This window comes from Marinobacter sp. Arc7-DN-1 (genome assembly GCF_003441595.1).
In the GTDB taxonomy this organism is placed as follows: domain Bacteria; phylum Pseudomonadota; class Gammaproteobacteria; order Pseudomonadales; family Oleiphilaceae; genus Marinobacter; species Marinobacter metalliresistant.
The window spans coordinates 2632705-2646467 of record NZ_CP031848.1; the positions used below are offsets into that span (position 1 = coordinate 2632705).

At 59.5% G+C, this 13763-nt stretch carries 9 protein-coding genes; 5 read left to right on the forward strand and 4 right to left on the reverse strand.

Annotation, left to right across the window (positions count from 1 at the left end; all coding sequences use genetic code 11):
• Positions 1-169 precede the first annotated feature (169 nt).
• Together D0851_RS12415 and D0851_RS12420 are read left to right on the forward strand one after the other, a co-directional pair.
• Complete coding sequence (locus D0851_RS12415; protein ID WP_117618926.1) at positions 170-787, forward strand: PAS domain S-box protein; 618 nt, start codon at positions 170-172, stop codon at positions 785-787.
• Positions 787-3315: a chemotaxis protein CheB gene (locus tag D0851_RS12420; RefSeq protein WP_117618927.1), complete on the forward strand. Its 2529-nt coding sequence runs from the start codon at positions 787-789 to the stop codon at positions 3313-3315. The genes D0851_RS12415 and D0851_RS12420 overlap by 1 nt, the downstream gene beginning before the upstream one ends.
• A 52-nt stretch (positions 3316-3367) precedes the next feature.
• Here the strand turns inward: D0851_RS12420 and D0851_RS12425 are convergent, their stop codons facing one another.
• The 4 genes from D0851_RS12425 to D0851_RS12440 form a co-directional block, all read right to left on the reverse strand.
• Entirely contained in the window at positions 3368-3682 is a 315-nt protein-coding gene (locus D0851_RS12425) for a BON domain-containing protein (protein ID WP_117618928.1), read from the reverse strand.
• A 133-nt stretch (positions 3683-3815) separates the two neighbouring features.
• Complete coding sequence (locus D0851_RS12430; RefSeq protein ID WP_227539288.1) at positions 3816-6086, reverse strand: ATP-dependent DNA helicase; 2271 nt, start codon at positions 6084-6086, stop codon at positions 3816-3818.
• Positions 6083-7774, reverse strand: coding sequence for a VRR-NUC domain-containing protein (locus D0851_RS12435; RefSeq protein WP_227539289.1), 1692 nt, complete (start codon positions 7772-7774; stop codon positions 6083-6085). Before D0851_RS12435 ends, D0851_RS12430 begins: the two co-directional genes overlap by 4 nt.
• Positions 7767-7970, reverse strand: a complete 204-nt coding sequence (locus D0851_RS12440; protein WP_117618930.1) for a hypothetical protein — start codon at positions 7968-7970, stop codon at positions 7767-7769. The genes D0851_RS12435 and D0851_RS12440 overlap by 8 nt, the downstream gene beginning before the upstream one ends.
• Positions 7971-8134: 164 nt before the next feature.
• Between D0851_RS12440 and recC the strand changes: the two genes are divergently transcribed.
• The 3 genes from recC to D0851_RS12455 all read left to right on the forward strand — a co-directional run bounded on the left by recC (position 8135) and on the right by D0851_RS12455 (position 13736).
• Positions 8135-11755 carry an exodeoxyribonuclease V subunit gamma gene (gene recC, locus D0851_RS12445; RefSeq protein WP_117618931.1) on the forward strand — a complete coding sequence of 1207 codons (3621 nt, stop codon included), beginning with the start codon at positions 8135-8137 and terminating at the stop codon, positions 11753-11755.
• A gap of 233 nt (positions 11756-11988) precedes the next feature.
• Positions 11989-13179, forward strand: a complete 1191-nt coding sequence (locus tag D0851_RS12450; RefSeq protein WP_117618932.1) for an AAA family ATPase — start codon at positions 11989-11991, stop codon at positions 13177-13179.
• The gene (locus D0851_RS12455; protein WP_117618933.1) at positions 13176-13736 is read left to right on the forward strand and encodes a DUF4276 family protein; all 561 of its coding nucleotides are present in this window, start codon (positions 13176-13178) and stop codon (positions 13734-13736) included. The genes D0851_RS12450 and D0851_RS12455 overlap by 4 nt, the downstream gene beginning before the upstream one ends.
• The last annotated feature ends 27 nt before the right edge of the window (positions 13737-13763 follow it).

The window sequence follows — 13763 nt, forward strand, 5'->3', positions numbered from 1 at the left end:
GGCCCTCAGCCGGCAGACCTTCCGTTCGCTAACGCACAAAGAAGGTCCCCCCTGTTAAAAAACACCTGACGCGCGCTATTAGCCTGTCTCGGGGTGGCGTAGTATTGAATGGCACAGCTCAGACGCCGATTTTGCGAGGCGCATTTTGGAGGGACTCTTTGGAGGGACTATGGCCGACAAGCACGGATACCCGAATGCCGAAAGTCATGAGCGGCTGCGCCGCAGCGCCAGGGAGCTGATTGATCACGGGGTGCCACCACCTCACCGTGGCGGCACTCTCAGCGTGGATGCACTGCAATTGCTTTACCAGCGAGCGAGCACACCCGAATCCGCTGCCGAAGCCCAAAAACTGCTTCATGAGCTTCAGACTTATCAGGTGGAGCTTGATCTGCTGTATGAGCAACTACAGGCCAACGAATATGAAATCACTGAAGAGTTGACACACTACCGATCACTCTTCGAACTGGCTCCCGCGGCCTACCTGGTTGTCGCCACTGACGGTGAAATTATTGAAGGTAATCAGGCGGCAGGTGTGCTTTTCGGGGAATCGGCCATGACATTGACCGGCAAAGCCCTTGCCTCGCTTCTGGCGCCTGGCCAGAAAAACGCCGTAGCGGCACTCATCGGGAATTCAGGAGAACAGGAGACGAGCATTCGGCCCGCCCGACACGGTTCGGTTGAACTTCCGGATCACCGGAAGCTGGCGATCAACGCCCGGTCTGCCGCCGCCGGGGACAGCATTCTGATGATACTGACCGAAGCCACGACAACCTCCGCCAGTTCCTGATGCGTATCGTTGGTATCGGCGCCTCCGCTGGCGGCCTGGCCTCCCTGGAGGACTTCTTCCGCAATACGCCTTGCGATGCCGACATGGCGTTTCTGGTGGTGCAGCATCTGGATCCGACCCAGAAGGCTCTGTTACCGGAACTCCTGCAACGCTACACTGAAATGCCGGTGTATGAAGCCGAACAGAACATGGCCATTCATGCGGATTCCATTTACGTCATCCCGCCGAACCGGGAACTGCGTGTGCTCAACAACACCGTGAAGCTGGATCGGCCAGCGGAACCCCGCGGATTGCGCCTCCCCATCAACGTACTGTTCTCGTCCCTGGCCAGCGCACAGAACGAGCAGGCCATAGCCGTTGTGCTCTCGGGCATGGGTTCTGATGGCACCCTGGGCCTGCAGGCCATCAAGGCCACAGGGGGGCTGACCGTGGTGCAGGCCCCCGAATCGGCCCAGTTCGATGCCATGCCCAAAAGCGCGATTGCCGCCGGCTGTGGCGATATCGTGGCGCCTGCTGCTGAATTGCCAGCTCGCATACTCGACTACGTCCGGCGCGTTCCCGAAACGGATCATCGCCCTGAGCCTGACCACCAGGCTAAAACCTCACTGCCGCAGCTCGACCGGATTCTCCACTTGTTGCAGGAACAGACCCGGCATGACTTTTCCCTGTATAAGCCGACGACCCTGAATCGCCGTATTGAGCGCCGCATGGCCATCCATGGCATTTCGGATCTGGCTGACTACTCGCGCTTCCTGGCCGACAACACTCAGGAAGTACAGCTGTTGTTCCGGGAATTATTGATCGGTGTTACCCATTTCTTCCGGGATCCAGACACCTGGACCTACCTGATTGAGGCCGGTCTGCCGGAGTTGCTCGCCGGACTCCCGCCGGAATACACGCTACGAGCCTGGGTGGTGGGTTGCTCAACCGGTGAAGAGGCCTATTCCCTGGCCATGGCATTCACGGAAGCGCTGGAACACACCCAGCCGGGGCGGGAGCCCAGTGTGCAGATTTTCGCTTCCGACATCAGCCCCGAAGCCATTACCGTGGCAAGGCGGGGGCAGTACCCGCTCACTATTGAAAACTCTGTCTCTGAGGACCGGTTGGCGCGCTTTTTCACCAAACACGACAGCTATTACCAGATAAAGCCATCCATACGGGACAAGATCCTGTTTGCCCAGCACGACGTCATCCTGGATCCACCGTTCACCAAGCTGGATCTGATTGCCTGCCGCAACCTGTTGATTTATTTTGATCTGAAACTGCAACGCCGGATACTGCCCCTGTTCCACTACAGCCTGCGTCCGAACGCGCTGTTACTGCTGGGCAGTTCAGAAACCGTTGGCCGGCTGAACCATCTGTTCGCGCCGTTGAAGCCAAAACTGCGCCTTTACCGGAGCAAGCCCTACAAATCCGTCCGCCACTCTGGGTTCCTGCTAGAATCCTTTCCTCCCATGTCCACCCTGCCCAAGGAGCAACCCGTGCCGACCAAGCCGGTTCCGCCACAGGACGCCTTCAACAGCCTGCAATCCGCCGCGGATCATGTGTTGCTGCAGGTCTATGCACCAGCCGCCGTCGTGCTTAATTCCGGGGCTGATATCGTGTACATCAGCGGGCGTACCGGCAAGTATCTGGAACCTGCTGCCGGAAAGGCCAACTGGAACATCCACGCCATGGCCCGTGAAGGTTTGCGGGAGCCACTGTATGCCGCGGTGAAACAGGCGGCTTCCCAATCCGAGCCAGTGGAGCTTACCGGGCTGTTGATCCAGACCGGCTCCGGTATCCAGTTGGTTGATGTGACCGTCCAGGCCCTCCGTGAGCCCGATGCCCTGAAAGGCATGACCATGGTGGTGTTCCGCGATGCGCCTGCCAGGGTTGGCGCCCGGCGGCGCAAATCCGCGCAACCCGGCGATGCGGACAACGGCGCGCAGATCCAGCAATATCGGCAGGAAATCGAACACCTGAAAGAGCAGGCACGACTGTCACGGGAGGAATTGCAGGCCTCCAATGAGGAACTGCAGTCCACCAACGAAGAGTTGCAGTCCGCCAATGAGGAACTGACAACGTCCAAGGAAGAAATGCAGTCGATGAACGAGGAACTGCAAACCATCAATACAGAGCTGCAAACCAAGCTGGATGACCTCGCGCTCGCCCAGAGCGATATGCAGAATGTGCTCAACAGCATCGAAATTGCGGTTCTGTTTCTCGATCAGGATCTGAATGTGCGGCGCTATACCGAGCGGGCCTCAACCATCATCAGCCTGCGGGAAAGCGACATCGGCCGCCCACTCAGCGACCTGGCCACCAGCCTCCGTTACCCCGGACTCCAGGAAGATACCCGGAAGACCCTGGACAGCCTGGTAGCCACCGAAAAACAGATAACCACCAGCGATGACCGCTGGTTTTCGGTCAGGATCATACCTTACCGGAGGCTGGATAATATGATTGATGGAGTGGTCATCACCCTGGTGGATATTACCGAGACCAAGAACCTGGAATCGTCATTACGGCAGAAGCCGAAGCTCTGACGCGGGACCAAACGGAGGCTTTCCACAGCATCCTTGATTAACCCGCGAGAGGCTATTTCAGTTCCATACCGTTCGTGACCGATTTCACACCCTTGACACCACGGGCCACTCTGACAGCGGTATCAATGTCCTCCCGCGAGCTAACAAAACCTGACAGCTGAACGACACCTTTGTATGTCTCAACATTGATTTCGGCGCTCTTCAGTGTTGATTCGTTAAAAATCGCCGCCTTGACCTTGGTAGTGATCACCGTATCGTCGATGTACTCACCAGTACCCGAACTGGATTCCGTAGAGGCGCATCCGACAAACAGGGCCAAAAGCATCGCCATCGCCAGCATCGGGACCGATCGCATTATCCGTTCCATATCGTGTTCTCCTCTGACCACCAACACCAGACACCGTAGGTCCACTGGGAACCAAGCCCCGGCGGTTGGCTAACCGGGCAACTTCAAGATTAACGCTGCTCCCGCAACCGGTCTGTTCGATTGCCAACAGAGGTCACTTTTCAGCATGATTTTTCGGGAACCACCAAGGTGGCAAAAGCCGATGGATCGACGGCTGTAGGAACCGGTCATCAATCAGCCAGATCACGCCCCGGTCCTCCGGCGTGCGAATCACCCGACCGGCGGCCTGGGCCACTTTCTGAAGGCCCGGAATCAGATAGGTGTAGTCGTAACCGGTGCCAAAGCGCTGCTCAAGGCGGACCTTCAGGGTTTCATGCCAGACATCGAAGGGCGGCAGACCGAGGGTGGCCACGAAGGCACCGATCAGCTGATCCCCGGGCAGATCAATCCCTTCACTGAACACCCCACCCAGGACGGCAAACGCCACACTGCCTTCCGGCTCTTTAAAACCCGCCAGGAACGCGGCTCGCTGCTGAGGCGACATGCCCGGCTGCTGGCTCCGCTGGGGAACATCCGGCGCTTGTTCAGCCAGGGCTTCGCAGACCTGCTTCGCGTATTTGAAGCTGCTGAAAAACGCCAGATAGTGCCCCGGTCTCTCCCGGAACTGGCGGGCGATCAGTTCGGCAACCGGCTTCAACGACGTGTCCCGGTGAACCTGGCGAGTGCTGATGCCCGGCGTGAAATGCACCTGCAACTGATCGGCGCTGAACGGGCTGGGCAGGGAGGTAAACCGCGAGTCCTCGGGAAGTCCCAGCAGATCCCGGTAGTAGACACCGGGGCTCAGGGTGGCGGAAAACAGCAGCACCGAGTGCGCCGCCTCAAACCGGTCCCGCAAAAAGTCCGCCGGTATCAGATTCTGGATGGTCAGGCTGGCCCGGCCCCGGCCGGCGCGCTGAAATTCACACAGGGAGTGGTCGCCGAAGCGGTCCGCCAGTTTCATAAAGGCCACGCTTTCGAACAGCAGTTCCTGCAAGGCCAGGTCCGGGGGGTTATCGGCCAGGTAATCAGTCAGGCTGGAGACCAGGCCCTGCAGGGCACCAAGTAACTGGGCCGGCAGTGTTTCCAGGAACTGCGGGCTTTCAGGGGCAGCCTGATGATCCCGGATCAGGCTCTGCCAGGCCCGGGCCGTGCGGTCAATCGCCGACTTCAACGGCTTCGGTGCCACCTTTTTTAGTGTCAGCAATCGTTGCTGCTCCAGCCGCACGGAATACATGCCCCGGCCCCGGTCCACCAGGTTATGGGCTTCATCCACCAGCACACTGGCCTTCCAGTTGTTCTGCCTGATCAGGCCATGGAGCAGGGCGGACTGATCGAACAGCCGGTTCACGTCGCCGATGACCACATCACTCCAGCGGGCCATTTCCTGGGCCAGAAAATAGGGGCAGATGTCGTGACCGGCCGCGATCTTCGCCAGGGTGTTCTGATCCAGCGTACCTTCGATCTGAGCCGCTTCGGCCCGGGCATCGGGCAGCCGGTCGAAAAAGCCTTTCGCCAGGGGGCAGGAGTCGCCATGGCAGGCCTTGTCCGGGTGCTCGCAGGCGTCGTCTTTCGACACCAGTTCCAGGGTTCTCAGGGGCCATTCCGGAGCGGCCTGAGCCGAACGCAGGCGCGCCACCGCATCCATGGCCAACTGGCGGGCGGTGTTGCGGCAGGTGAGGTAGAGCAGCCGGTCCTGCTGCGCCGGCGGCATGGCCATTAACGCCGGGAACAGGGTGCCCAAGGTTTTGCCGAGGCCGGTCGGGGCCTCAAGCAGCAGGGTGCCGGACTTCACCGCGTTCTTGTACACGGTCTCCGCCAACTGGCGCTGTCTGGGGCGGAACGCCGGGAAGGGAAACGTCAGATTGGACAGCAGGGCATCCCGCTGCACCCGGTGGTGTTCTTCCTGCCCGGCCCAGGCCTTGTATTGGCGGCACAGGGTTTCCAGTTCCTGCCAGAGCGCCTCTGCACTGGCGGTTTCCACCACCGGCGTTTCCTTGTCCTTGCCGGTGTCATAGTAGATCAGGGCAAGCTCCAGGTTTTTCCAGCTCTCCTGCCGGCACAGCAGGGCACCGTAGGCCCTCAATTGGGCCCGGTGGAGCGCCCGCTGATGATCACGAATGCGGGACAGGTCGCCCCGGTGGGTCTTGATCTCTTCCAGCCGCCCACGGTGCGGGTTATAAACATCCGCACGCCCGGAAAGCTCTAGTCCCAGGCACTCTCCAGTCAGTAAATACTCACTTTTATAACCATAGCCACGCCGGGACTGGATCGCCTGGTGACCGGCAATACCCTCCTCGGCACTGGGTGCCGGCGTATAGCGGAAATCCAGATCGCCCCGGCGGGCAGCAAACTCGCAGAGGGTGCGGATGGCAACCTTCACGGTCATTCCATCACCCTGTTATCCTGCCAGCGCACATAGCACACGCTCGCGGAAATTCCCTCACCCGCGAAAAATTCGAGCCACCGAATCTGGTGATCCTGAAGCCGATCGCCCGGGCCTTTCACTTCGATCATCTCATAGCGCCGACCAGACGCGGTATTGCCGGGGTGAAACCGGATCAGGTCCGGAAAGCCGCTGCGATGCTCCCGGATATTCAGCAACAGGCGCCGGAACAGGCGTTCGAGATCCGCCGGGGGAATGCAACCCAGCGCCAGATTCAGCACTTCGTCGGTAATCACCGGCCAGATCACGAAAGGGTTGGTGGTGCCTTGCCTGGCCCGGTAATTTGCCAGGATACGGTCCCGGTAACTGCCATCTTGCAGGCAGGCGAAACACCGGTCGAACGACGCCTGGCGACGGGCCACGAAATCCTCCCGGGTCAGATCCGCCGGCCCCACGTGAAACGGATGGAAGAAGGCCCCGGGCACGGGCTCAAAGATGGTCTGCCAGCACAACAGCCCGAACAAACCGTTGACCAGGGTGTTCTCCACATAGAACACCGGGGTATCGTCCCGCCACAGGTGTTGTTGCACGGCGACTTCGACCGAACCCAGCGCCGGTTTTGGCAGAGTCAGGGTGAATTCCCGGATTGGCGGCTGCATGGAAGCAGGTGGGGGCGTCTCGTCGAGCCTGCTTGCCAGGCGTTTCAGAATACGGGCCAGGCCCTGGGCCTCGGCATCGCTCAGTTGCTGTGCCTGCCACCTGGAGGCGATGCCCCAGGCTTCCCGATGGCGTTTCATCCGCTCCAGTAGCCGGAGCTGTTTCAGTCGCGCTTCCCGGTGGCCACCGGCACCAAACGCCTGCAAGGCCAGTTCCCGGTCGCCCTGCCGTTCAGCCTGGCGGCCCAGCTCCAGCAACAACCGGTCCCGACGACTGCTCAGCCAGGCGTTGTCCGACGGCGCCGGCACCTCTGGCCAGACCTCACGAGCGGGCACGCCCTCATCCAGCCATTCCCGGCACTGGTGCATGGCCAGATACAGGTCCACCTCCGAACGAAGCTGAAAAGCCCGGGAATCCGGGGTGAAGGTCACCGGTTCATAGCGCTGATGGCCCAGCTCCACCAGAACGAAATCGGACCAGCTTTGGCGGAGATTGCCGAAGAACATCAATCGGACCCGGTCAAACAGCGCCATGTGGTTAATGCAGACAACAGGATTTACCGCTGTCCCCAGCCAGTCCGCCAGCGGGCGTGCATCGGGAAAGGATTGCCGCAAAGCCTCCAGCATGTGCCCCTTCGGCAGTATTTTCGGCCATCCCGCTTCCTGCAGCACCGCTGCAAACACCGGGCGTAACTCACCCAGCGTGTAGAGGCGAAACAGTTGATCGATGGTGAGCACGGGGCCGGTATCCACCCAGTTGCCAGTAACCAGTTCTTCCAGGGCCACGGATTCCGGTACGCCGAGCTCCGGGTAACGCAGTTTATCGGCACGAAACAGCTCGCCCGTACGCATGACCATCCGGGTCAGCAGTGCCCGGGCAGGCACTGAAAGCTCCCGGAATGCGCTCAGTCGATCCCGCTCCTCCCTGATCAGCAAATCAGCATGATGGCTCAGCACCCAGCCGATCACGGTTTCCATGTTTTCAAGGTAATACAGCGGATTGTCGAAATCCGCCGTGCCCGGTCTGTTATCCATCGGTCTCCGTGCTGCCATAGCCTGTCTTGAAGAGGGCCAGCCCGTCATCGTCACCTGTCGCACCTACCGGCCGGCGGTCGACGCCCTGCACAAAGCCGGTGCCGGTTACACCCATGCGGATTTTGCCACGAATGTAAGGTATCGATGCCTTTGTTGAAACCCTCAAGACGAAAACCGGCCGCCTCAGGGCCATCATTCACAATGCCCCGGGCTGGCTGCCCCGGGAGTGCTCCCTTTATGATATCGATGCGGTTGTGGATCATGACTGCAGCGATCAGGCGTTTCAGACTGTCTGAATCTGTGGTCACATACGGTAACCTGTGGCATCAGGATTGAACTGCTCACCAGACAAGGAAACCCATGGCTGCTCCGTCCACCGATAAACCCACCACCATCGAACCCGGCTTTCACGCCATCCACGCCAACCATCTGGAAGACCTGCGCCGGGCGGTGGTGTACATCTGCCGGCAGAGCCCCATGCCGCCGCTGCAGAGCGAAACCTTCCTGGTGCAGAGTAACGGCATCGCCCAATGGCTGAAGCTGGCGCTGGCGGAGAAGCGGACGGACGATGGTGCAGAGGGTGGTCTGGGCATTGCCGCCGGCATGGACTTCCTGTTCCCGGCCCGTTTTATCTGGCAGGCCTACCGGGCCGTTCTGTCGGACGGGGAAGTACCGGAGCAGTCCCCCTTCGACAAGCGCCGGCTGGTTTGGCGGCTGTACCGGTTGCTGCCGGAACTGGTGGGGCAGGACGACGCCTTCACCCCGTTGGCACGGTTTCTGGAAGGCACGGATCCGGATCTGCGTAATTTTCAGTTGGCCGAGAAAGTGGCCGACCTGTTCGACCAGTACCAGGTCTTTCGCGCTGACTGGCTGGCGGCCTGGGAGCAGGGCAAGGATGCGATCATCACCGCCCGGGGCCAGGAAAAAGCCCTGGACACGGAGACCCGCTGGCAACCGTTGCTTTGGCGCAAACTGGTGGAAGACGTTGGCGAAGCCGCCGACACCAGCCGCTCCCAAATCCACACCCGCTTTATGGAACAGGGCCAACAGGTCAACAGCCCGGCCAATCCGGCCCGGTTGCCCAGGCGCATTGTGGTATTCGGGGTGTCGTCACTGCCCCGGCAGGCCCTGGAAGCCTTATACGTACTCAGCCGCTTCAGCCAGGTGGTGCTTTGCGTCCACAACCCCTGCCAGTTCTACTGGGCCGACATCATCAGCGATCGGGAACTGTTGAAAGCCGAACGCAAACGGGGTGTGGCCCACCCGGTGCTGTCACAGATTGCCGATCCGGACCAGCTGCACCAGCACGCCAACCCGTTGCTGGCCGCCTGGGGCAAGCAGGGCCGGGACTACATCCGGCTGCTGGACGAGTTCGACAACCCGGACGACTACCGCAGCAGCTTCCAGACCCCGGACCAGAAGATCGACATCTTCTCGGAACATGGCGCCGGCGAAGCCCCCTGCCTGCTGTACCAATTGCAGAACGATATCCACAACCTCACCCCGCTGCAGGAAATCCGGGAACAGCAGCGCCAGCTGGATCTGGTCCACGACCATTCCCTGGCATTCCACGCGGCCCACGGCCCCCAGCGGGAAGTGGAGATCCTGCACGACCAGTTGCTGGCCGCCTTCAATGCCGACCCGAACCTTCGGCCCCGGGATATCATCGTGATGGTGCCGGATATCAACGTCTACGCGCCCCACATTCAGGCGGTCTTCGGCCGCTACCAGCCCGGCCGCAAACGCCACATTCCCTTTACCATTTCCGACCAGGGCCAGCGCCACCACGAACCGGTGCTGATCGCCCTGGAAACCCTGATGTCGTTGCCCCGAAGCCGTTTCGGCGTGAGTGAAATCATCAGCCTGCTGGAGGTGCCCGGCATCCGCGACCGCTTTGGCATCCGCGAAGACGAGATTCCCGTGGCCCGGCGCTGGGTGGAAGGCGCCAACATCCGCTGGGGCCTGCACGGCCGCCACCGGGAAAGCCTGGACCTGCCGGCAGAGCTGGAACGCAACACCTGGCAGTCCGGCCTGCGGGCCATGCTGCTGGGCTATGGCATGGGCGAGGACGAACCCTGGGCCGGCGTGGAGCCCTATGGCGAAATCGGCGGCCTGCAGGCCAGCCTGGCCGGGCGTCTGAGCGAATTCGTGCACCAGTTGGAAACCCTGTGGCAGGCACTGCAAACCAGCCGAAGCCCGGGCGACTGGGAAACCCTGTTTTCGGACATGCTCGGGCAGTTTTTCCACAAGGTCGAAGGCAGCGATCTGTTACTGCTCAACCGTTTCCGCCGGCAGCTGGAACAATGGCTGGAGGATTCCCTGGCCGCGGGACTTGAGGAGCGGAAACTCCCCCTGAACATCGTCAAGGATGTGCTGCTCGAAGGCCTGGACGAGGGCGGCCTGAACCAGCGCTTCCTGGCCGGCAAGGTCAATTTCGCCACCCTGATGCCCATGCGGGCCATCCCCTTCCGCAAGGTCTGCCTGCTGGGCATGAACGATGGCGACTACCCCCGCTCCCGGCCACCGGTGGATTTCGACCTGATGGCCCAGGATTACCGCCCGGGGGACCGCTCCCGACGGGAGGACGACCGCTACCTGTTCCTGGAAGCCGTGCTGTCAGCACGGGAACAGCTTTATATCAGTTGGGTAGGGCGCAGCATCAGGGACGATTCCGAACGGCCGCCGTCGGTATTGGTCGGACAGCTTCAGGATCATCTCGACAGTCTGTGGACAGTGGCCGGCGACCCCGATGCGAAAGTCACCAGAGCCCTGACGATCCAGCATCCACTGCAACCCTTCAGCCGGGCCTATTTCCCGAAAGCCAATGGCATGGGCGAAAGCGGGGCTGATAGTGAACACAGCCCGCCGAAACCCCTGGCCGAGGTGCTTCAGGCCCGCAACCTGTTCACCTACGAACGGGAATGGCGCGGCGCCCATGGCGTTGAAGCGTCCGAACAGACTGGCACTGCCCTGCCGTACCAGACACCGGAAGAACCCATCAGCCTGAACGATCTGGCCGGCTTCCTGAAAAAGCCCATCGACACCTTCTACCAGCGTCGCCTGCAGGTGCGGTTTGAGGATGTCGAAGACGACGATACCGACAACGAAAACTTTGATCTGAATGGCCTGGACCGCTGGCGTCTGGACAACGAACTGATTCAGGACAGCCTACTGAAAGCCGGCTCCGAAGAGGAGCTGCACGAGCGGCTGGAAAACACTCTGGATCGCATGGCCCGCCGGGGGGATCTGGGCATGGGGGTGACCGAACACCGGCTGCGCTCGGAGCTGTCCGGGCGTTTGCCGGATCTGTTCGAACGTTACCAGAGCGCTCTCGCAGAATGGCCGGAGGCCGTGGCTGAACTCTTGCCCTTCGACTACCGGTTCGAAAACTCGATGGGTGCCGTGGACGTGGCGGATCTGATTGACAGCCTGCGCTGCAACCCTGCGGGCCAGCTGTGCCGCCTGGTGGTGGCCAGTTCCGGCCTGCTGACCGGCTCTGGAGGCAGCAGGAAAGTGCGCTACGCCAACCTGATGCGGGACTGGGTGATTCACCTGGCCGGCCAGCTCGGTGGCCAGCCGTTTGAAACCCTGATTCTGGGCAAGGAAGAGGGTCGGAAATTCCGTTTCGCGCCGCTGGCGCCGGAGATTGCCAAGCGCCATTTTGATGCCATCCTCAGCCGCTGGATGGATGCCACCACCCGGGCACTGCCCATTCACTGCGACGCCGGCTTTGCCTGGATTTACAGCTTCTACCAGAGTAAGAAATTCCTGGGTGACCACGAACGGGCCATCAGCGATGCGGAACAGGCCTACAGCACTGCCCTGGAGCGGGATACCGGCTACCTGCGCGGGGCCTTTGAAAGCCCGGAGTTATTGCTGGCCAGTGGCGAGTTCGAAGCTTTGTTGCATGAACTCTATGTGCCCCTGTGGGAAGCGGAGCAGGGCAAGTCGGCCGCGGACCAGATTGGGAGTTTGGAATGAGCGACCTTTTTTGGAAACGATGCAACTTCCTCGGGTTTTGTCGTGGCATAGTGAGTCTGGCCACCTGATTTCGAGCGTGCCAGGGTTGCACAGTGGTAGCTGCCTGGGATGCAATGGGCCTGGGAAGCCACGCCTACAGCGAAATGATGGCTCCTGTCATACCAGTGTGACCGCGTCTTACCACATCTGCGATAAAGTCGAGCAAACCTGGCTAGATTTTTAAGGGAAAAACCATGTTGATAGAAAGCCTTCGCATCAAAAACTTCAAAAGCTTTCGCCAAGCCCAGATGAAAAACCTCCCCCGGTTTTGCGTTGTGGTTGGTGCCAACGGAAGCGGGAAGTCCAACTTGTTCGATGTCTTTGGCTTTCTGAAAGACTGCCTGACATTCAACGTAAAACAGGCTCTCCAGGTCAGGGGAGGATTTCGTGAGGTGCTCAGCCGAGGCGTAGACGATACCAAATCCATTGAGCTGGAAATCAAATTTCGGATGAATATTGCGGGAGTCGAGCGACTGGTAACCTACCTTATCGAAGTTGGTATGGATAACCGCCAGGTAGTGGTACTTCGTGAAGTGCTGCGTTACAAACGCGGGCGTTATGGCTCCCCTTACCACTTCCTCGATTTTACCAAAGGAACCGGCTATGCCATTACCAACGAGGAGGACTTTGACAAGCAGGATGAGGAGCTCGAGAGGGAACAACAGAATGTCGGCAAAGATGCGCTTGCCATCAAAGGCTTAGGGCAGTTCGAGCGCTTTAAAGCCGCCAATGCTTTTCGGCAGCTTATTGAGAACTGGCATGTGTCGGATTTTCACATCAACCTCGCCAGAGGTAGCAAAGAGGCCATTGGTGAGTACGAACATCTGTCGGTTTCCGGTGATAACCTACAACTGGTGGCTCGCAACATCTATGAAAGTCACCCGGAAATTTTTCAGAACATCGTCACCGCAATGAAACACCGGGTTCCCGGTGTAAGTCAGGTCGAACCCTTATTAACCCAGGACGGACGGCTGATCCTGAACTTCCAGGACGACACGTTCAAAGACCCCTTTATTGATAAGTACGTCTCTGACGGCACCATCAAAATGTTTGCCTACCTGGTGCTGTTGTACGACCCGGAGCCGCATCCGCTGCTGTGTATCGAAGAGCCGGAAAATCAGCTTTACCCCACCTTACTCTGGGAGCTGGCTGAAGAATTCCGTGCCTATGCTGAGCGGGGTGGCCAGGTATTTGTGTCCAGCCACTCGCCCGATTTCCTGAACGCGGTAAAGCTTGAGGAAGTGTACTGGCTGGTGAAAGAGCAGGGCTATACCCACATTCGTCGGGCGGAAGATGACCCACAGTTGAAGGCCTTTATAAACGAAGGGGACCAGATGGGCTACCTGTGGAAAGAAGGCTTTTTCCCGGGGGCTGATCCACGATGACCGAACTGGTATTTTTTCTTGAGGAGCCATCCGCCAAAGCCATGCTGGAAGGTGTGGTCCCCAGGCTTCTGGATGACAGCATTAACGTACGTTATGTGGTATTTGAAGGCAAGCAGGACTTGGAAAAACGCCTTCCACGTCGATTACGTGGCTGGCAGAACCCCCATGCTCGCTTTTTGGTGATGCGAGACCAGGATTCTGGTGATTGCTACGAGATTAAAGGCAAGCTGGCAGGCATTTGTGATAGAGCAGGCCGACCGGATGCACTGATTCGCATTGCCTGTCATGAGCTGGAAAGCTTTTATCTGGGCGACTTGAATGCCGTAGCCGCTACGATTGGGCCACAAAAACTGGCCAAACAACAAAACAACGCGAAATACCGTGATCCGGATCGCCTCAACAACGCCGCCCAGGAACTGAAACGTATCGCCAAAACCTATCAGAAGCTCTCTGGCTCACGTGCCATTGGCCCAGTGTTGTCACTGGATGAGAACCAGTCCCAAAGTTTTAATCAGTTGATTGGTGGCATCAAACGGTTGGCAGGAGTACAACCATGAATTTAAAACCTGGCGGTAAAACCCACA